The 19,782-nt window shown below is 72.4% G+C and carries 18 protein-coding genes; 8 read left to right on the top strand and 10 right to left on the bottom strand.

The genetic code is table 11. The features are described from left to right. Positions 1-28: 28 nt before the first annotated feature. The 3 genes from glf to Bra3105_RS17385 form a co-directional block, all read right to left on the bottom strand. Complete coding sequence (gene glf / locus Bra3105_RS17395; protein ID WP_228357925.1) at positions 29-1,189, bottom strand: UDP-galactopyranose mutase; 1,161 nt, start codon at positions 1,187-1,189, stop codon at positions 29-31. Positions 1,190-1,381: 192 nt separating this feature from the next. Further along, on the bottom strand, positions 1,382-2,260 hold the full coding sequence (locus tag Bra3105_RS17390) for a glycosyltransferase (RefSeq protein WP_228357924.1): 879 nt from the start codon (positions 2,258-2,260) through the stop codon (positions 1,382-1,384). Further along, complete coding sequence (locus tag Bra3105_RS17385) at positions 2,257-3,234, bottom strand: glycosyltransferase (protein ID WP_228357923.1); 978 nt, start codon at positions 3,232-3,234, stop codon at positions 2,257-2,259. The genes Bra3105_RS17390 and Bra3105_RS17385 overlap by 4 nt, the downstream gene beginning before the upstream one ends. Before the next feature lie 233 nt (positions 3,235-3,467). Here Bra3105_RS17385 and Bra3105_RS17380 point away from each other — a divergent pair, with 233 nt between their 5' ends. After that, positions 3,468-4,844 carry an LCP family protein gene (locus Bra3105_RS17380; RefSeq protein WP_228357922.1) on the top strand — a complete coding sequence of 459 codons (1,377 nt, stop codon included), beginning with the start codon at positions 3,468-3,470 and terminating at the stop codon, positions 4,842-4,844. Positions 4,845-4,851: 7 nt separating this feature from the next. Here Bra3105_RS17380 and Bra3105_RS17375 read toward each other — a convergent pair whose 3' ends face one another. Continuing rightward, positions 4,852-5,562, bottom strand: coding sequence for a glycosyltransferase family 2 protein (locus Bra3105_RS17375; RefSeq protein WP_228357921.1), 711 nt, complete (start codon positions 5,560-5,562; stop codon positions 4,852-4,854). 155 nt (positions 5,563-5,717) lie between these two features. On the opposite strand from Bra3105_RS17375, the gene Bra3105_RS17370 reads away from it, so the two are divergent. The 4 genes from Bra3105_RS17370 to Bra3105_RS17355 are packed head-to-tail and all read left to right on the top strand — an operon-like array spanning position 5,718 to position 10,576. After that, positions 5,718-7,046 carry a nucleotide sugar dehydrogenase gene (locus tag Bra3105_RS17370; RefSeq protein WP_228357920.1) on the top strand — a complete coding sequence of 443 codons (1,329 nt, stop codon included), beginning with the start codon at positions 5,718-5,720 and terminating at the stop codon, positions 7,044-7,046. Between the two features lie 13 nt (positions 7,047-7,059). Continuing rightward, complete coding sequence (locus Bra3105_RS17365; protein ID WP_200503070.1) at positions 7,060-7,431, top strand: DUF2304 domain-containing protein; 372 nt, start codon at positions 7,060-7,062, stop codon at positions 7,429-7,431. Then, positions 7,428-9,428: a DUF6541 family protein gene (locus Bra3105_RS17360; protein ID WP_228357919.1), complete on the top strand. Its 2,001-nt coding sequence runs from the start codon at positions 7,428-7,430 to the stop codon at positions 9,426-9,428. The genes Bra3105_RS17365 and Bra3105_RS17360 overlap by 4 nt, the downstream gene beginning before the upstream one ends. 20 nt (positions 9,429-9,448) lie before the next feature. Then, on the top strand, positions 9,449-10,576 hold the full coding sequence (locus tag Bra3105_RS17355) for an acyltransferase (RefSeq protein ID WP_228357918.1): 1,128 nt from the start codon (positions 9,449-9,451) through the stop codon (positions 10,574-10,576). Between the two features lie 51 nt (positions 10,577-10,627). Here the strand turns inward: Bra3105_RS17355 and Bra3105_RS17350 are convergent, their stop codons facing one another. Beyond that, positions 10,628-11,812 (bottom strand): glycosyltransferase, encoded by a 1,185-nt coding sequence (locus Bra3105_RS17350; RefSeq protein WP_228357917.1) that lies wholly within the window; start codon positions 11,810-11,812, stop codon positions 10,628-10,630. Beyond that, complete coding sequence (wecB, locus tag Bra3105_RS17345; RefSeq protein WP_228357916.1) at positions 11,809-12,876, bottom strand: non-hydrolyzing UDP-N-acetylglucosamine 2-epimerase; 1,068 nt, start codon at positions 12,874-12,876, stop codon at positions 11,809-11,811. Before wecB ends, Bra3105_RS17350 begins: the two co-directional genes overlap by 4 nt. Before the next feature lie 80 nt (positions 12,877-12,956). Here wecB and Bra3105_RS17340 point away from each other — a divergent pair, with 80 nt between their 5' ends. From Bra3105_RS17340 to Bra3105_RS17330, 3 genes are read left to right on the top strand one after another with little or no spacing between them, the layout of a single operon-like run. Further along, entirely contained in the window at positions 12,957-14,342 is a 1,386-nt protein-coding gene (locus Bra3105_RS17340) for a glycosyltransferase (RefSeq protein ID WP_228357915.1), read from the top strand. Further along, positions 14,339-15,481, top strand: coding sequence for a glycosyltransferase (locus Bra3105_RS17335; RefSeq protein ID WP_228357914.1), 1,143 nt, complete (start codon positions 14,339-14,341; stop codon positions 15,479-15,481). Before Bra3105_RS17340 ends, Bra3105_RS17335 begins: the two co-directional genes overlap by 4 nt. Continuing rightward, complete coding sequence (locus Bra3105_RS17330) at positions 15,478-16,602, top strand: glycosyltransferase family 2 protein (protein WP_228357913.1); 1,125 nt, start codon at positions 15,478-15,480, stop codon at positions 16,600-16,602. Before Bra3105_RS17335 ends, Bra3105_RS17330 begins: the two co-directional genes overlap by 4 nt. Positions 16,603-16,681: 79 nt before the next feature. On the opposite strand, the gene Bra3105_RS17325 is transcribed toward Bra3105_RS17330, so the two are convergent. The 4 genes from Bra3105_RS17325 to Bra3105_RS17310 form a co-directional block, all read right to left on the bottom strand. Further along, a complete protein-coding gene (locus Bra3105_RS17325; RefSeq protein WP_228357912.1) occupies positions 16,682-16,882 on the bottom strand; it encodes a hypothetical protein in 201 nt (66 codons plus the stop codon). Between the two features lie 85 nt (positions 16,883-16,967). Continuing rightward, positions 16,968-17,894: an N-acetylglucosamine kinase gene (locus Bra3105_RS17320; RefSeq protein WP_228357911.1), complete on the bottom strand. Its 927-nt coding sequence runs from the start codon at positions 17,892-17,894 to the stop codon at positions 16,968-16,970. Positions 17,895-17,949: 55 nt separating this feature from the next. After that, positions 17,950-18,828, bottom strand: a complete 879-nt coding sequence (locus Bra3105_RS17315) for a carbohydrate ABC transporter permease (protein ID WP_228357910.1) — start codon at positions 18,826-18,828, stop codon at positions 17,950-17,952. Beyond that, positions 18,825-19,781: a carbohydrate ABC transporter permease gene (locus Bra3105_RS17310; protein ID WP_228357909.1), complete on the bottom strand. Its 957-nt coding sequence runs from the start codon at positions 19,779-19,781 to the stop codon at positions 18,825-18,827. Before Bra3105_RS17310 ends, Bra3105_RS17315 begins: the two co-directional genes overlap by 4 nt. Position 19,782: the final 1 nt, after the last annotated feature.

Genomic DNA, 19,782 nt, shown 5'->3' with positions numbered 1-19,782 from the left:
CCGGCCACTCAGGGGCGCGGCTGATCGTTCACTGGCGAAGCAGGTCGGCCAGCTTGTTGTCCACGAGGCTCAGGGCAGAGCCGATCGCCATGTGCATGTCGAGGTACTTGTAGGTGCCCAGGCGACCGCCGAACAGGGTGCCCGGCTCGGCGTCCGCCATCTCCCGGTAGGCCAGCAGGGTCTCGCGGTCCGTCCCCGAGTTCACGGGGTAGTACGGCTCGTCCTCGCGCGCCGCGAAGCGGGAGTACTCGCGCTGGATGACGGTGCGGTCCGCGGGGTAGTCGCGCTCGGGGTGGAAGTGGCGCGGCTCGATGATGCGGGTGTAGGGGATGTCCGCGTCGGCGTAGTTCATGACCGACGTGCCCTGGAAGTCGCCCGTGCTCTCGAGGTGCTCGGTCTCCAGGTCGATGGTGCGCCACTTGAGGTCGCCCAGCTCGTAGTCGAAGTAGCGGTCGACGGGCCCCGTGTAGATCACCGGGAGCTGCCCGCGCACGGCGTCGCGGTGGTACTCCTGCGTGGTGTCGAAGTAGTCCGTGCCCAGCCGCACCTCGATGTTGGGGTGGTCGGCCATGCGCTCGAGCCAGGCCGTGTACCCCTGGGCCGGCAGGCCCTCGTGGGTGTCGTTGAAGTAGCGGTTGTCGTAGGTGTAGCGGACGGGCAGGCGGGAGATGATCCCCGCGGGCAGGTCCTTGGGGTCCGTCTGCCACTGCTTGCCGGTGTAGTTCTTGATGAACGCCTCGTAGAGGGGCCGGCCGATGAGCGAGATCCCCTTCTCGTCGAGGTTCTCGGGGTCGGTGCCCGCGAGCTCGCCGGCCTGCTCGGCGATCAGCGCCCGCGCCTCGTCGGGCGAGTAGGAGGCGCCGAAGAACTGGTTGATCGTGCCCAGGTTGATCGGCAGCGGGTAGACCACGCCCTTGTGGTTCGTATAGACCTTGTGGACGTAGCCGGTGAACTCCGTGAAGCGGTTGACGTACTCCCACACGCGCTCGTTCGAGGTGTGGAAGAGGTGCGCCCCGTACTTGTGGATCTCGATCCCGGTGGTCTCGTCGACCTCCGAGTAGGCGTTGCCGCCGATGTGGTCGCGGCGGTCGATGATGACGACCTTCGCGCCGTGCTCGACGGCTGCGCGCTCGGCGACCGTCAGTCCGAAGAGGCCGGAGCCGACGATCAGCAGGTCAGGAGACGCCACGGGGATACCTTTCGACGGGTGCTCGATCGCGACCACCCTAGCCCAGCGCTGCGGCGCGTCCGCGCACTTCAGAGCCCTGATCAGGGCATGGCGTGCATGCTCCACCGGACGCTCACGGAGGCGTCACCGCCCGGCCGATCCGATGTCACCGGGTGTTCACCCGGCGTCGGGGCGGGCGAGGCCCAGGTCACGTCAGCGCATGCGCTCCACGAGCAGGCGGTACCCCAGACGGCGCATCCAGCCGGGCGCGAAGCGGTAGGCCCCGCGGCGCGCGAGGTTCGTCGCCGCCCCGATGGGCGTGGTGATGCCGTCGCGCAGGAAGGTGCGCTGCAGGCGCAGATCCGAGCGGAACATGCGGGCGCCGCCGCGGCGGGCGAAGAGGTCCTCGTCGACCCGGTAGTCCACGAGCACCTCGGGGAGGTTCGCGCTGCGCGCGCCGCCCAGCAGCATGCGCTCCCACAGCCAGTAGTCCTCGAGGTGGTCGAGCTCGAGGTAGCCGCCGACGGCGAGCGCGGCCTCGCGGCGCATCATCACCGCCGGGTGCTGGAAGGGGCTGTGGCGCGGGAGGTAGGCGAGGATCTCGGCGTGCGTCAGCGGCCGCGTGCGCAGAGGGCCGGTGCCGAGGGGCACCGCGTCGGAGAACTCCTGGAGGGTGCCGCTGAGCAGGTCCAGGCCGCCCTCCCGCATCGCGCCGACCTGCAGGGCGAGGCGCTCGGGGCGGCAGAGGTCGTCGGCGTCGGCGCGGGCCACGAGCGCCGTGGCCGCGGCCTCGAGGCCTCGCTGGAGGGTGAGGGCGAGGCCTTGGTGGGCCTCGGCGCGCAGCACCCGGGCGGGACCGTGCTCGCCGGATTCGATCGCGGCGACGACGACGTCGAGCTCGGGGGTCAGCGGCCCGTCGATGCTCAGCAGCAGCTCGGCCGGCGCGAGGGTCTGCTGCGTGGTCGCGGAGGCGACTGCCGCCGCGAAGCGATCGGCCCTGTCGCCGCGCCAGACGGGCATGAGCACGGTGACGTCGCGGGCGACGGGCCGGTCCGACGGGACGGGGCCGTCCGACGGGGTGGTCGCGCTCATCGCCCGGCGGACCGCTCGACGCGGGCGATCGAGGACGCCGCCCCGGGGTCCTGGTCGAGGACCTGTGCGCCGGGGCGGGGGCCTCCGCGCAGGGCGTCGCGCAGACCGCGGGCGCCGACGCGGGCGAGCTCGGGGTGGCGCACGAGCTGGCGCAGCCATCCGCGCACGGTGCTCCCGCCGTACATCGCGCGCTCCCAGAGGGTGAACGACCGCGTGCGGGTGAGCGCCCACAGGCGGTTGCGGACGTCGAAGTAGAAGCGGTCGCCCGGGGAGGCCTGCGCGTTGGCGAAGACCTTCGTGCGGTGCTCGACGACGGAGGCGGGGACGTGGATGCCGCGCCCGCGGCGCAGCAGGCGGCCCGTGTGCTCGAAGTCGTCGGACCAGATGAAGTAGTCCGCGTGCGGGAGGCCCAGGCGGCGCACGTCCTCGGCCCGCAGGAGCACCGAGACATAGCTCGCGGTGCGGATCGGGTACCCGCCGGCGGCCTGCGCATCGGCCCGCTCCTGCGCGCTCGCGCCCACGCGCAGGCGCGGCAGGTTCATGGGGTGGGCACGGCCGTCGGTCCACACGGCCCGCGAGCTCAGCACGGACAGACGCGCGGGAGAGGCGTCGATCGCGTCCGTGAGGGCGGCCAGGGCGCCCGGCCGCGGGATGGTGTCGTCGTCCATGAGCCACACCCAGTCGGCGCGGTGCTGCTCGAGCGCGCGGGCGATGCCGGTCGCGAAGCCGCCGGCTCCGCCGACGTTCTCGTGCAGGTGCACCACGTCGGCCCCGATCGGGTGGGCGTCGGCCACGCTCCCCGAGGCGTCGGTCGAGGCGTTGTCCACGACCACGACCGCGTCGGGCCGACGGTCCTGCGCCGCGAGCGCATCGAGGCAGGACTCGAGCAGCTCGGCGCGGTTGTACGTGACGACGACCGCGACGACTCTCACACCGCTGCTCGCGGCGTCTCGCGTGATGGGGGCGTCCTGCACGGGGTCTCCTCCGGGTCTGCGGGCGAAGGGCAGGTCACGGCGGCGCCTCCGCGTGCGTCGAAGTCTACGGAGGCCGCCCCGTGTTCACCCAGCCGTCCGGGCGCGCGCCACGAACACGTCACGTCCGCGCCGCGCAGCCGCTGGGCGCTCGGAGATCCCGGGGCTAGTCTGTCGGGCACGCGCGCCGACCCCGCTTCCCCCTCGTCGGCGCACACGACGGAAGGATCCTGCCCGTGGACGACCGGGACGAACGCTCGGCACGCCCCTCCGACCAGGAGGACCCGTTCGAGGACACCCCTCGCGCTGATCCCGCCCGCGGCGGCGCGCGCCCTCGCGCACCACGACCCGGCGCACCGCGCCGGCCCACCCCGCGCTCTCGGGCCCGCGTCGGCAGCAGCGTCCAGGCCGTCGGCCCCGCCTCGGGCGCACGCGCCCGACAGCCCGAGCAGCCCACGCGAGCCCTCCCCGTGAGCGAGAGGGCGCCGCAGGGCCCCTCCGCGCAGCAGGGCTCCTCCCCCGCCTCGCCGTCCCGTCCGTCCTCCCGCCAGGCCGCCCCGGTGCATCACCACGAGGGCGCCGGCTCCGCGGGCGGCGGCGCGGCCGTCCCGCCCTCGGGCCCTCAGGGACCGGACCAGCCCGGCGGACCGCAGCGGCCCGGAGGCCCCCGTCGGCGCTCCCGCATCCCCCGGCCGATGCGGCTGGGCATGACCCTCGTCGCCCTGCTGCTGGTGATCGTGCTGGGCTGGGGCGCCGGACTCGCCCTCTGGGCGAACTCGCGGATCGAGCACGTCGACGCGCTCTCGGGGGCGGCGGACACGCCCGGCACGACGTACCTCATCGCGGGCTCGGACGCCCGCGGCGGCAAGAGCGTCGCCGATGACGGCACCGAGGGCGGGCGCGCCGACACGATGATGCTCCTGCACCGCGCCGCCAACGGGAAGTCGTACCTGGTCTCCCTGCCGCGCGACACCCTCGTGGACATCCCCGGGCACGGGAAGTACAAGCTCAACGCCGCCTACTCCTTCGGCGGGCCGAAGCTCATGGTCAAGACCGTGGAGGAGTTCACGGGGATGACCATCGACCACTACGTCGAGGTGGGCTTCGACGGCGTCACGGACACCGTGGACGCCGTGGGCCACGTGAACCTGTGCATCGACAAGGACGTGGACGACAAGAAGTCCGGGCTGAAGATGACCAAGGGCTGCCACGACGTGGGCGGGGAGCAGGCGCTCGCCTATGTGCGCGCCCGCTACTTCGACCCCACGGCCGACATCGGCCGCCAGGCCCGCCAGCAGCAGTTCGTCGCCGCGCTCATGGACCGCGTGACCTCGCCGGCGGTGCTGCTGAACCCCTTCGCGCAGGCGAAGCTCGCCGGCGCCGGCTCGGGCGCCCTGCTGACCGACGACCACACGGGCCTCGTGGACCTGGGACGGGCGGGGCTGGCCATGCGGCGTTCGATGAAGGACGGCACGAACCTGTCGATCCCGATCGTCACCGAGAACTACCAGACCAACAACTCGGGCGTCGCGATCCTCACCGACGAGACCGAGACGAAGCAGTTCTTCTCCTCGATCCAGGACGGCACCGCGACCGCGAAGTCCGGGGACTGAGCGAGGCTCAGCGGAAGAGCATGTCGATGACGATGTTCACCGAGTTGAGCATCGACTGGCCCTTCTGCTTCGAGTAGTCGGTGTAGAGGATGTGCACCGGGTGCTCGCGCACGCTCAGGCGCAGCCTCCCGATCTCCTCAACGATCTCGGAGGCGTGCGCCATCCGGTTCTGCTCGATGGTGATCCGGCGGCAGGCGCCGCGGCCGATCACGCGCAGACCGTTGTGGGCGTCGGTGAGCTTCACCCCGGTGGTGAGGTTGGTGTAGCGCACGGCAGCGCGCAGCACGAGGCGCTTGAGCAGACCCGGGCGCGTGCGCTGGTCGAGGAAGCGCGACCCCAGCACGAGGTCCACGTCCTCGCGCTCGCGCAGGCCGATCATCGCCGAGGCGTCGTCGACCTGGTGCTGGCCGTCGGCGTCGAAGGTCACGACCTGGCGCATCGCGGGATCGCGCAGCGCATAGTCGATGCCGGTCTTCAGGGCGGCGCCCTGGCCCATGTTGAAGGGGTGACGCACCACGGCCGCCCCGGCCTCGGCCGCGATCTCCGCGGAGCCGTCGCGGCTGCCGTCGTCCACGCACACCACGAGCGGATAGCGGCGGCGCAGCTCGGTGACGACGTCGCCGATGACCTGGGCCTCGTTGAACAGGGGGATGACGAACCAGGTCGAGGTGACGCCCGGATCCGCCTGCTCGACGGTCCCGTCGGGGGACTCGCTCATCCACTTCCTCCCGGGACGACGTCCGCGCTGGGTGCGCTCAGGCCCAGGACGATACCCTGTCCACCGGGGACGATCCCGCGCCCGCACGCCGGGCGCGCCCCGCCCAGACAGCACGTCACATCCGCGCTCCCGCGCGCGGGAGGAAGCAGGTACCGGTGAACACAGCCGTCGTCGCTCTCGGGAAGATCGGGCTGCCGCTCGCCGTCCAGTTCGCCGAGGCCGGGAGCCAGGTGGTGGGCGTCGACGTGAACCCGCGCCAGGTCGAGGCGATCAACGAGGCCCGCGAGCCCTTCCCCGGCGAGGCCCATCTCGCCGAGAAGCTCGCCGAACTCGTCCCCTCCGGGCGCCTGCGCGCGACCACCGACTACGCCGAGGCGATCCCCCAGGCCGACACCGTGGTGCTGGTCGTCCCGCTGTTCGTGGACGAGGAGACCTCCGAGCCGGACTTCGGCTGGATGGACGAGGCGACCCGCTCCCTGGCCCAGCACCTCACCGCAGGCACGACGGTCATCTACGAGACGACCCTGCCGGTGGGGACGCTGCGCGGCCGCTTCACCCCGATGATCGAGGAGATCTCCGGCCTCACCCAGGGCGAGGACTTCTTCATGGTCTTCTCCCCCGAGCGCGTGCTCACCGGGCGCGTGTTCGCGGACCTGCGCAAGTACCCGAAGCTGATCGGCGCGATCGACGACGAGGGCACCCGGCGCGCGCGCGAGTTCTACGAGTCGGTGCTCACCTTCGACGAGCGCTCCGACCTCGCCCGCCCCAACGGCGTGTGGGACCTGGGCTCCCCCGAGGCAGCAGAGCTCGCGAAGCTCGCCGAGACCACCTATCGCGACGTGAACATCGCTCTGGCCAACGAGTTCGCCCTGTTCGCGCAGGACAACGGCATCGACGTCTACAAGGTGATCGAGGCCTCCAACTCCCAGCCGTACTCGCACATCCACCAGCCCGGCATCGCCGTGGGCGGGCACTGCATCCCTGTCTACCCGCGCCTGTACCTCTCGACCGATCCGCACGCCGAGACCGTGCGCACGGCCCGCGCCCTGAACGCCTCCGTGCCGGCGCGCCTCGTGCAGCGCGCCGAGGAGCTGCTCGGATCGCTCGCGGGTCTGCGGGCCGTGGTCCTCGGCGCGTCCTACCGGGCGGGCGTCAAGGAGACGGCGTTCTCGGGCGTCTTCCCGGTCGTCGCGGAGCTCCAGCGCCGCGGCGCGCAGGTGAGCGTGCAGGACCCGTTCTACTCCGACGAGGAGCTCTCCTCCTTCGGCTGGGCCGCCTGGCACCGGGGCGAGGACGCCGACTTGGTGATCGTCCAGACCAACCACCCGGAGTACCGGGAGCTCGGCGCGGGCGACGTCCCGGGCGTCCGCCTCGTCGTCGACGGCCGCGACATCACCACCGCCGAGAACTGGCAGGGCGTGCCCCGCCTCGTCCTCGGCGACGGGTCGGCCTCGACCCACGACGAGCCCTCCGACAGGGGCTGACGTGGTGGGCGCGATGGGGTCGACGCTCGTCATCCAGATCCTGCTGATCCTCGGGATCCTGGGGATCACGTTCTGGCTGTTCCGCACGCGCGGGGCCCGGCAGCTGGCCGTGCGGCGACTGCTGATCCTCGGCTTCGCGCTGTTCGCCGTCGCCGCCGTCGTCTCCCCCCGCCTGCTCACGCGCGTCGCCCACCTGGTGGGCGTGGGCCGCGGCGCCGACCTGCTGCTGTACGCGACCGTGATCGTCCTGCTGGGCGTCATCGCCCTGCAGGAGGTCCGCGCGAAGAACGAGGAGAAGCGCATCACCTACCTCGCCCGCCGGATCGCCCTGGACGAGGCCGAGCAGCCCGCCGCCTACCGCGAGCGCACGCAGGGCGGCGCATGACCGACCTGCTGCTGCTGGTGGTCGCGGGGATCGTGGTCCTCGCCGCAGCCGTCGTCCCCGGGTTCCTCGCCGTGCGCGTCCTCGGCGGCGGGCGCCTGCTCGCCCTCGCGCTCGCCCCCGCCCTGGGCTCCGCGATCGCGGGCGTGGGAGCGGTGATCGCTGGGAAGGCCGGCGTGCCCTGGTCGCTCGCGACCTTCGGGGTGCTCTCCACGCTCATGATCGCGATCGGGCTGCTCGCCCGACGCTTGGGCCTGCGCCTGCCGGCGACCGTGCTCGACGGGCGCCCTGTCGTCGAGGGCTCCGACGGGGCCGACGCCTCCGACGGGCCCGCTCTGCGTCGTCGTGTCCCGGGAGGCCCCTGGTGGATCCTCGGTGCGGCGCTCGTCGCGATCGTCCCGATCGCGTACGCGGCGGGAGGGGCCGACCGGATCCTCGAGCGCTGGGACACCCTCTACCATCTCTCCGCCCTCGAGCGGATCCGCGAGACGGGCGATGCGTCCTCCCTGGTGATCGGCACGGTCGCGAGCACGACCGGGCAGCCGAACCCGTACCCCGGCGGCTTCCACGCGCTCGCCTCCCTGGTCCCCCTGGTGCCGATCCCGGTGCTGCTGAACGCCGCGTGCCTGGTGCTCGCCGTGGTGCCGTGGGTGAGCGGGCTGGCCCTGCTCGCCCGGGCACTGTGGCCCGAGGTGAGCTGGGGGCCGTTCGCCGCGAGCGTCGTCGGGCTGCTCGCCCCCGCCGCGCCGTGGGACGAGTGGATCCACCTCTCGGCGATCCCGAACATGGTGGGCTTCGCGATGCTGCCCGGCGTGACCGCGGCGATCGTCGCTCTCTGGGGCGCCCTGCTGAAGGAGGCCACCGGTGAGGGCCCGGGCGACAGTCCCGCCCCCGGCCACGGCATCCCCGGTCGGCCGGTGCTGCGGCATCTGGCCTCCGTGCTCGCGCTCGGCGGGGCGGGGCTGGGGCTCGCGCTCATGCACCCGAACGTCGCCGTCACTGCCCTGCTGCTGATCGCCGCACTGAGCGCGGTGACCGCCCTCCCCCACGCCCGGCGCCGTCTCTGGCTGCTCGCCGTGCCGATCGCGGCGCTCGTGCCCGTCGGCCTGCTCTCCTGGACTCCCCTCGCCGCGGTCGTCACCGACTTCGGCGGAGGGCTGAAGGTCTCGTGGTGGACGGGCCTGGGCGAGCTGCTGCTCGGCCTGCTCACGGTCTGGCCGATGGCGCTCGGCGTCATCCTCGCCCTGCTGTGGTGGCCGGGCCTCGTGGCCTCCTGGCGCAGCCCGCAGCGCTGGCTCGTGATCGCCTGGATCGTGATGGGCGTGCTCTACTTCGACTCCGCGATCGACTCCCCGCTGAACCTCTCGACCCTCTACTACCGCGGCCAGGACCGCCTCTCGATGCCGGTCACGATGCTCACGAGCGTTCTCGTGATCCCCGGGCTGCGCGCCTGGTCCCGGGTGATCGCGCCGCACGGCGAGAAGATCCCGCGCTGGGGCGCCGCCGTGCTGACACTCCTGGCAGTGGTCGCGGCCGCGAGCTCCGTGCCCACCCGGATCGACAACGCCCAGATGAACTTGGCCTGGACCTACGAGGGCCGCGGACGCTTCCTCCAGCAGGACGAGGTCGAGGCCTGGGCGAAGGCCGCTCCGGAGATGGACACGAGCAGGAAGGTGCTCGCGAGCCCGTTCTCCGGTGCCTCCCACATGTACGCGATCCACGGACAGCAGGTGTACTTCCCCGTCGCCGGGATGGCCCTGACCTCGCAGGACAGGGCGCTGCTCTACGCCATCTCCGGGTCGAACGGCCCCGTGCCGCTCGCCGAGCAGTGCCAGATGCTCGAGGACGCGAACGTCGGCTACATCTACAAGGAGTACACCACCTACTCGTGGTCCTCCACGTTCGACCTGGTCAACCGCGCTTCGCAGGACCTGGGCACCACCGTGTTCACGACCGACCACTCGCAGCTGATCCGCGTCGACTGCGACTCCGGCACCTGAGAGGACCGCACTCTCCCGGCATGACCTCCTCCGCCCACTCGCCGGCGCCGCCCGCCCCGGCGCGCGTGTACCTGCCCCTCCTCGACGTCCTGAGGATCACCGCGATCCTCGGCGTCGTGCTGGTGCACGTGCTGGGAGGCGGCGTCGAGGCCGGGACCGTCGGCATCGGCGTGACGGCGCTCGACATGGCGGCCTCCGCCGCCGTCCCCGTCTTCCTCATGATGACCGGCGCCCTGAACCTGCATCCCGCCGCCCTTCGGCGCGGCCCGGGCGTCTTCTGGAGGCGCCGTGCGGTGCGCGTGGTGCCCGCCCTCGTGGTGTGGTCGGTCGTGTACATGCTGCTCATCGATCCCCTCGCGGGGGCCGACGTCACGCTCGGCTCCGCCCTCGACGAGATCATCACCGCCAAGACCGCCGTCCACCTCTACTTCCTGTGGGCGGTGCTGGGGCTCTACGCCCTCGCGCCCGTGATCGCCGCGTTCCTCCACGAGGACGCATCCCGCGAGGGGCGACGGGCGTGGTGGATGGGCCTTCTCGGGTGCGGGTGGACCGCCCTCGCCTTCGCCGTCCCCTTCCTCACCGCCGGGCCGACGGCGGGCGGGGCCCTCGGCGGCCTCTCCCAGCACCGGCCGCTCGAGGCGGGCGCCCTGACCTTCGGCCTCGCCTTCGCCGGCTACTTCGTGATCGGGCGGGCGGCCGTCGCCGCCCCGCCGTCCCGACGCACCGGCGTGTGGCTGCTCGCGATGTGCCTGCCGTGCGTGATCGCCCTGACCGCCGTGTACGAGGCGGGCCGGGGCGGCGCGGGGTCGGGGTCTGCGGCCTCGGCGGGGATCGCCGTGCTCGGCTCGGGCTACACCTCCCCGCTGGTGATGATCTACTCGATCGCCCTGTTCGCGGGCGTCGCGGCGCTCGCGCTGGGGTGGCGAGTCGGACCGCGCGCCCAGCGCGTGCTGCGCACGCTCGGCGACGCGACCTTCGGTGTGTTCCTCGCGCACTTCGCGATCCTGGTGCTGCTGCGGCAGCTTCCGCCGATGGGCGACGGCGACGAGCTCTGGCAGATGGCGGTCGCGTACGCGGTCGTGGTGCCGGTCTCCTTCGCCCTCTCCCTGCTCGCGCAGAGGATCCCCGGAGTGCGCCTGGTGTTCTAGACGCGGGTGCTCTGAGGCCGGTGTTCTCGGGGCGGTGTTCTCGGGCCGGCTCTATCCGCGCGCCGCCTCGAGGACGGCTGCGGCGGCGCGCTCGGCGGCGCCCTGCAGGGAGGCGTTCTCCAGGGTCCAGGAGCGCAGGTGCTCCGGCGTCGGCCGGTCCTCGCCCGCGAGCGCGGCGAGCATCGAGGCGGCGACGGCGGCGGGATCGTAGGCGCTCGCCCAGCCCAGATCCGCATCGCGCACCCGCTCCAAGGCGGCGCCCTCGCCGGCGTGGATCACGGGCGTGCCCGAGGCCGTGGCCGCGTAGATCTTCGTGGGCAGGGCGAACTCGTAGCCCAGCCCCGGCGTGATCGAGCTGAGCCCGGCCACCGCGCCGCGCAGCACGCGCGACATGTCCGCGGGGGCGAGACGGCCGCGGAACTCGATGCCCTCGATGCCCTCGTCGGCCACCTTCTGCGCGAGGGCCTCCTTGCCGCTGCCCTCGCTGAAGAACAGCAGGCGGGCGTCGGGGCGCTCGGCGCTCACGCGCGCGAAGGCCTCGACGAAGACGTCGGCCCCCTGCCACTCGGAGACCGTCCCGCCGTAGACGAAGTACGGCCCGGCCGCGGTCTCCTCGTCGGGCTGCGGCCCGTCGGGGGTGAAGACGTCGGTGTCGATGCCGTTGCCGACCATGGTGAGCGAGGGGCGGCGGCCGATGAGGGCGGCGACCCGGTCGTCGACCCCCGGGGAGATCGTGAGGACCTTCGCGGCGCGCTTCCAGGTCGTGGTCTCCATGAGCCGCACGGCGGCGCGGATCGGGGCGGGGACGCCCTCGACGCTCTCGGTCGCGTCCGACCAGACATCGGCCGCGTAGAAGACCGTCGGGACCCGCCGCAGCACGCCGAGCACGGTCGCGACCAGGCCGGTCGTGGGCGGCGGCTCGGCGATGATCACGTCGGGCCGGCGCCGCAGCAGCAGCCGCAGGGCGAGCGGCACGTCGAAGCTCATGTAGCAGAGGTAGCCGCGCACCTGCTGCTGGTGGTCGCGCTTGACGGGGAAGCGGGAGACGCGGCGGGCCCGGTCCCTCCCGTTGACGCCGCGAGGGGGGCGGGTGGTGAGCACGGTGACCTCGGCGCCCGCCTCCTCGAGGGCGCGCACGAGGGCCTCCTCGCGGAAGGCGGCGGCGACGGCTTCGGGGGTGAAGACGCGGGTCGCCAGGACGATGCGGGGCGGGATGCTTCCGCGCGCCCGGCTCATCGGGTGCGCTCGCGCAGGGCGTCGACGACGCGCTCGGCGGCGTGCCCGTCGCCGTAGTGGTCGGGCCGCTCGGAGTCGGGGCGGGGACGGCCCAGGGCCCGCGCGATGCCCGCGGGGTCGGGGACCAGCTGGTTCCACCCGTCCTCGAGGGTCTCGACCCACTCGGTCTCGGTGCGCACGGTGACGCAGGGTGTGCCCAGCAGGTAGGCCTCCTTCTGCAGACCGCCGGAGTCGGTGACGACGGCGCGGGCGCGGGAGACGGCCGCGATCAGATCCGGGTAGGCGAGCGGCTCCCCCACATGCACGCTGCCGCCCTCGAGAGCGAGGCCCGCCTCGCGGGCCTTCGTGGCCAGGCGGGGGTGGGCGAGCAGGGCGATCGGCAGGGGTGCATCCTGCAGGGCGGCGAGGATCGCGGCGAGGCGGTCCGGGTCGTCGGTGTTGTCGGCCCGGTGGATGGTGGCGACCGCGAACTCGCCCGCGGGATCGATCCCGTCCGGGAGGCGCAGGGCCTGACCGGCGACGGCGCCCGCGACCCGCAGGCAGACGTCGGTCATCACGTCGCCGACCACGAGCGTGCGGGCGGCCAGGCCCTCGGCCTCGAGGTGCTCGCGGGCGACCTCGGTGGGAGCCAGCAGCAGATCAGCCGCGTGGTCGGTGAGCACGCGGTTGTGCTCCTCGGGCATGCGGCGGTTGAAGGAGCGCAGCCCCGCCTCGAGGTGGGCGACCCGCACATGCATCTTCACCGCGGCGAGGGTGCCCGCGAGCGTCGAATTGGTGTCGCCGTAGACGAGCACCCAGTCCGGCTGCTGCTGCTCGAGCACCTCGTCCATCGCCGCGAGCATCGAGCCCGTCTGGCGGCCGTGGCTGCCCGAGCCCGCGCCGAGGTTCACGTCGGGAGCGGGGATGCGCAGATCGGCGAAGAAGACGTCGCTCATGGCGGCGTCGTAGTGCTGCCCGGTGTGGACGATGACGTGCTGGACGTCATCCCGCTGCGCGGCGGCGTCGGCGACCGCCGCGAGCTTCACGAACTGCGGGCGCGCGCCCACCACGGACAGGATCTTCATCGGGCTGGTTCTCCTGGGGGCTCGGGGACGATCACGCAGGTACAGTGTGCCCGACCCACGATATTCGTCCCAGGAGCGCCATGCCCGAGCCTGCCCCCGCGCCGCGCGTCGCGGTCCTCGTGCACAACGATGCCGCGAACGACTCGCGGGTCCTCAAGGAGTCCGCGACGCTGCGCGCGGCGGGGTTGGACGTGAGGATCATCGCCGTCGAGCGCCGTCTGAAGGGGCATGCGGCGGGGCTCACCCAACTCGCGGGCGGGATCGTCCTCGAGCGGGTCCCCGAGTTCGCCCTCGAGCGGATCGCGCCGCAGCTGACGCGGTTCACCCGGCGCGGCGGGGACGCCGCGCCGGGTGAACCGGTGGCCCCGCCGTCGGCCGCCGGGGCTCCTTCGGCACGCACTGACTCGCGCACCGCCACGACACCGGGCCCCGCCGCCCGCCTGCGCCGTCGGGGCACGGCCGTCGCCGGGGACCTCGGCCGGCGCGCATACCGCACGATCGAGCTGGGCACCTACTGGTGGCGCTCGGCACGTGCGGCCCGAGCCTTCGCTCCCGACGTGATCCACGCGAACGACACGAACACGCTGGTCCCCGCCCTCGCCGTGCAGCTGCTCGCCCGCCGCGAGGGTCGCCGGGTGCGGATCGTCTTCGACTCCCACGAGCTCTGGCGCCACCGCAACGTCGGCGAGCGCCGTCTGCTCGCCCCGCTGCTCGAGGCGCTCATCGAGTACGTCGCAGTCCCGCGCGCGGACGCCGTGATCACGGTCTCCCCCTCGATCGCCGACTGGCTGCAGCGCACCTATGACCTGCGCTCGCGCCCGCTGCTGGTGCGCAACGTGCCCGCGGCCGGACCTGTGCCCGAGCGGGCGCAGGGCGTGCTGCGCGAGCGCGCGGGCCTGGCCGAGGACGACCTGGTGATCGCCTACGGCGGCCGGCTCACCACCGCGCGAGGCATCGAGGAGACCATCTCCGCGCTCCCCCATCTGGATGCGCACGTGCACTTCGTGCTGCTCGGCTACGGGGAGGCAGACTACGAGCGCTCGATCCTCGCCGCCGCCCGGGCGGCCGGGGTCCAGGACCGCGTGCATCTGGTGGGCGCTGTCGCCCCCGCGGAGGTGTCCGCGGCGCTGGCCGATGGTGACGTCGCGGTGGTGCACGTGCAGCCCGTGTGCCTGTCCTACCGCTTCGCCCTGCCCAACAAGCTCTTCGAGTCGATCCGCGCGGGCCTTCCGATCGCCGCCGCCGACCTCCCGGACATGCGGGCCGTGGTCGAGGAGCTGGGCGTCGGGGAGGTCTTCGAGGGCTCGGACCCCGTCGAGCTCGCCGCCGCCCTGCAGCGCATCCTGGCCTCCCCCGAGGACTATCGGGAGCGTGCCCGCGAGGCCGCACCGGACCTCACCTGGGAGGTCGAGGCCGAGGGCCTGCTGGAGGCCTACCGTCCGGTGCTCACCGGGGAGGACGCATGAGAGCGACTCTGCTGACCACCTGGTTCCCCACGCAGGAGGCGCCCTCCCGCGGGTCCTTCGTGGTGCGCGACGCGCTCGCGATCGCCGAGCACGCCGATGTCCGGCTCGTGCACCTGGTGCCGCCCGCCGACGACGACGGCACCCGTCGGCTCGTCCACGAGGGCCTGGACGTGCTGCGGCTCCCCATGGATCCGCGCCGCCCCGACCGGGTGCTACGCGCCGCCCGGGCGCTCGGCCCCGCGCTCGAGGGGTCCGACGTGGTCCACTCGATGGCGTTCTCGACCCTGCTGCCGCTCGCCCTGCGCCGGCCCCGCGCGCCCTGGCTGCACACCGAGCACTGGTCGGCGCTCACCACCCCGGAGACGCTGCCGGCCCCCGCGCGGATCGCGCTGCCCGCCCTCTCCCGTCTGCTCGCGAGGCCCGATCGGGCGACCGCCGTGTGCGAGTACCTCGCCGAGCCGCTGCGCGCCGTGCGCGGCCACCGTCCCACCGACGTCGTCCCGTGCATCGTGGATCCCGGCCCTCTGGTCCCCCGCCGCGAGCGGGCAGACGACATGCTGCGGCTGGTCTCCACGGGCGGGCTCATCGACCGCAAGGATCCGCTGGTCGCGGTGCGCACCGTCGCCGAGCTGACCAGCCGCGGCATCGACACCCACCTCACCTGGCTCGGGGAGGGCCCGCTGCGCGAGGCGACGCTCGCCCTCGCGGCCGAGCTCGGCATCGCGGGCCGGATCGCGCTTCCGGGCACGGCGAGCGGGGAGGGCGTGCGCGAGGCGCTGGGCCGCGCGGACCTCTTCTTCGGGCCGACGCGGGCCGACAACTTCTTCGTCTCGGCCGCCGAGGCGATCGTCGCCGGCCGCCCCGTGGTGCTCGGCGCGACGGGCGGGCAGGGCGAGTACGTCGAGCCCTCCGTCGGCTCCCTCATCGACGCCCAGGACCCCGTGCGCTACGCCGAGGCGATCCTCGAGGTCGACGCCCGCACCCGGGATCTGGGCAGCGAGGAGATCGCCGCGACCATCGGCGAGCGCTTCTCGACCCGGGCCGTCGGCGCCGCCTACGCCGCCCAGTACACGCGGCTGCTGGACGAGGCCGCCGGCGATGCGGGCGACGGGCTCGAGAGGGCGGGGCTGCCGCGATGAAGCCCGTCGACGTCGTCATCGCCTGCCACACGCCCGAGCGCCCCGTCGGCCGCGCGGTCACCTCCATCCTCGAGGGCAATGCCGAACACGCGAACGTGCTGGTCGTCGCCCACAACCGGCCCGCCGGGGAGATCCGCGGGGCGATCCGCCCCGAGCACCGCGACCGCGTGCGGATCCTCGAGCACCGCGACTCCTTCCGCTCCGCCTCGGGTCCCTTCAACGCCGGGATGCGCGACGCCGGCAGCGGCGAGGACACGGCGCCCTTCGTCGCGATCATGGGCTCGGACGACACCCTCGCCCCGGGCGCCGTCGCCTCCTGGCTCGCCGTGCAGGAGCGCACGGGCGCCGAGTTCGTCATCACCCGGCTGGCCCTCGGCACCGCCGGCCACGGGGTGCCGACGCCCGCGGTGCGGATGCTGCGAGGGGGCCTCGTGGACCTCGCGCGCGACCGCCTCGCCTACCGCTCGGCCCCGCTAGGGCTCATGAGCCGGGCGATGCTCGCGCGCACCGGCGCGCACCTCGTGGAGGGCGCGACCGTGGGCGGCGACGTGGGCATGGTGACGCGGCTGATGGGGACCGTGCCCACCGCCTACGACCGCTTCGGCCCACCGTACGTGATCGGCGAGGACGCCGGGGACCGCGTCACCTACGTGATCCGGCCGATGCGCGAGCAGCTCGGCTTCTTCCCCGACCTGCTCGAGGCCGACTGGTTCACCGCGCTCCCCCGCTCCGCGCACCGTGCGATCGGCACGAAGCTGCTGCGCATCCACGTGTTCGGGGCTGTCTTCTACCGCCAGGACGCCGAGATCTGGACCCGGGAGGAGCGCGAGGCGCTCGCGGAGATCTCGGCCGACGTGCTGCGCCGCGCGCCCGGCTGCGAGCGTCCGCTCTCGCGGGCCGACCGCCGCCTGCTCGATGCGTGCCTCGACCCCGGGATCGGGGCCGACGAGCTCATGGCCGCCGCGCGCGAGCGGCGCCGCCACGGACGTCCCGCGACGCTGCTCCCCCGCGAGATCACCCAGGTGCTCGCGCGCGAGGCGCCGCCGCGGTTCATGGCGGCGTCGTTCGCCGTGCAGATGCTGCCGCGAGTGCGGCGAAGGAAGGCCCAGCAGCCGCGGTGACGTTCCCGCGGGAACGTCACCTGGGGGTGGAGACGTCAGATCGATCGTCTCGTCGGATCGTTCGGTATGCGCTTCGACCTCAGATGATCCGCGGCAGACCGCCGTCGACGAGGAGGACCTGGCCGTCCCGCAGTCCCCCGAGCTCGACTCCCCGTCGCGCGTTGGCATTCGGCACCTCCCCGAGCAGCTCCGTCTCCGGACGGCCCGGCGCTCTCATGCGGGACGACGGGGCGTCGAGGATCCCGAGGCCATCGGTGGGGACCTCACCGTAGGTATCCATGCAGGACTCGGTGGGATCGCAGCGCTCGAGGCCAGCGGGCGATGGTGCGAGAACGCACGCGTGCGGTGCTTCGCGGCGACCCGGATCAGACCGCGGAGGCCCCGCGCAGTGCGCACAGCGCACTGCCGAACTCCGGTCCGTGTCGAGAGGGGGTCCACCGTGCGCGACGCTCAGAGGCCAGAGACTGTTTCCACAGCTGCAGGACATGGGACGAGCTGAACACTCCGCCGGTTCCTGTCACGGGTATGACTCCGTCCCCGTCCACCTCCAGAGCATCGGCTCCGGCACTGACGTGCCGGACGAGCTCCTCCACCGCGTCCTCCACGATGGGCGACGCCTCGGGATCCCCCTGCTCCGCACAGGCCACGACCACCGGCGCCAATGCTGCGATGCGCGCCCTGTCGCCCTCCCATCGGGTCATCACCAGTCCGATCACATCGAGGTCGCTGATGACCCCGAGATGATCCCGGACGCGCATGTACAGGGAGGTGCGCGGACACCGCCCATCGGCCATGCGCGCGAAGGCACGCAGGCCGCGGGCACCGATCCAATAGGCGGATCCCTCGTCTCCCATGACCTCGCTCCAGCCCCCGATCCGGCACGAGCGCCCGCGGTACTCGCCGTACGCGATCGACCCCGTTCCCGCCACGACATTGATCCCGTCGGCGCCGTCGAGCGCACCGGCCCAGCCCGACAGCATGTCGTTGCCGCAGTGGTACCGGTGGTGTCCCAGCACCTCGAACGGGGCCTGTTCCAGCGCGGCCGAGCGCGCGGAGTCCTCCCCGTGACCTGGGAAGCCGAAGAATGCATGGTCGAGATCCCCCGGTGCTGCTCCGACCTCCCCCAGCACGGCCTCGACGCCCGCAGCGATGTTCTCGCGCACCGCGGCGGTCCCCTCCTCGAACCACGGCCCCGAGGGACGCCGGCAGCTCGCAAGCATCCGACGTCGCTCGTCGATGAGCACGAAGGCGGTCTTGGTCCCGCCGCCGTCCATGCCGAGATAGAGGTGCATCAGTGCTCCCAGGGGTTCGAGGGACGACGCGGTCGGAGCTGCTCGGGCGCAGCCGTCAGCCTTTCAGACCTGCCGATGCCATGGTGGCGACGAACTGTCGCTGAGCGACGAGGAAGAGGACCAGGAGCGGGACGGTCGCGATCACGTTCCCCGCCATCAGCAGCGACCAGTCGGTGCGACGTGTTCCCTGGAAGTTGGTGAGGCCCAGCTGGAGGGTGAACGAGTCCTGGTCGTTGATGGCGATGAGCGGCCAGACCAGATCGTTCCAGGAACCGAGCAGCGTGAAGATGGCGAGCGTCGTCAGAGCTGGACGCGCAAGCGGGAGCACGATGCGGAAGAAGACCTGGAGGCGGCTGCACCCGTCGATCATCCCTGCCTCCTCCACCTCTCGCGGCAGGGACATGAAGAACTGCCGCATGAGGAAGATCCCGAACGCAGACGCCAGCCACGGCACGATCGCCGCACCGAGATTGTTGATCAGATGCAGCTTGGAGAACATGACGTACGTCGGGATCATCAGCAGCTGCGCCGGGATCATGATCGTCGCGAGCACGGCGACGAACCCCACGTTCCTCCCGGGGAAACGCAGGCGGGCGAAGCCGTAGCCGGCCAGCGAGCAGAGCACCAGGTGCGACACGATGCCGGCCCCGGAGACGATCACCGTGTTGACCAGCCAGTGCAGGACGTCGGACTGCGCGAAGAGCTTCCCATAGCCGCTCAGCGTGAGTTCACGCGGGAGAAGGGTGGGCGGGAACTTGTTGATCTCCGATGCCGGTTCCAGCGAGGTCAGGAACATCTCCAGGAAGGGCACCAGGAAGACGATCGCCACGGGCAGGAGCAGAAGGTGCCAGGGGCTGAAGGGCAGACGTCGGCGCGACGAGGGGCGTCGAGCATCCCCGGTCCTCGCGGCGGGTGCGTGGGTTCGGGTGGTCATCGAGCCTCCTGCGCTCCGGCCCTGCGCTGGGCGAGGGTCACGATCACTGTCACGATGAGGGTCACGAAGAACAGCGCGTACGCGATCGCCGATCCGTACCCGAACTGGAGCTTCTGGAAGGCGATCTTCCACACGTAATAGACGATGGTCTCCGTCGCCCCGAGGGGACCTCCCCGAGTGGTCGCGTAGACGAGGTCGAAGAGCTGGATCGCCTGTATGGCCTGGTAGACCGCGATGAAGGCAGTCACCGGTCGCAGCTGAGGCCACACCACATGACGGAAGCGCTGCCAGCGCGATGCACCGTCGATCGTGGACGCCTCCAGGACATCACCGGGAACGTCCTGGAGCGCAGCGAGGTAGATGACCGTCGTGAATGCCGCCTGCCCCCACAGCGACATGATGATGACGACCACCATCGCGAGCGAACGGTCCTCCAACCACCCCTGGGGCGGGACATGGAGCTTCCTGAGGATGTTGTTCACGATGCCGAACTGGGGGCTGAACAGATACGTCGTGAGGATGCCTGTGACCACCGGGGAGGCCACGAACGGGACGAAGATCGCCGTGCGATACAGACCGATGAAGCGGATTCTGCGGTTCAGCGCCGTCGCGAGGAACACGCCGAGAGCGATCGATGCCGGGACGAACACGGCTGTGTAGATGATCGTGTGCAGCACCGCCGCGAGCACCGAGTCATCGACGACGATGTCGGTGTAGTTCCTCACCCCGACGAACTCCGCGGGACTGAACCCGTCCCACTTCTGGAACGACAGCACGAGTGCCCAGATCCCGGGGAAGAGCGTCAGTCCGAGCACGACGAGCAGAGCGGGCGCGACGAACCCCCACCCCGCGAGGGATTCTCGAGCACGAGCGCGGGAGCGCGCCTGCCGTCTCTGCGGTGCAGGGGCCGGCGGAGCAGCCGCGGGAGCGGGCAGTGTTGCCGTGTGGGACATC

Origin of the sequence: Brachybacterium halotolerans subsp. kimchii, assembly GCF_020792675.1 — a bacterium.
GTDB lineage: Bacteria > Actinomycetota > Actinomycetes > Actinomycetales > Dermabacteraceae > Brachybacterium > Brachybacterium halotolerans.
The sequence above is the reverse complement of the archived record's forward strand: the minus strand, read 5'-3'. Positions and strand labels throughout refer to the sequence as shown.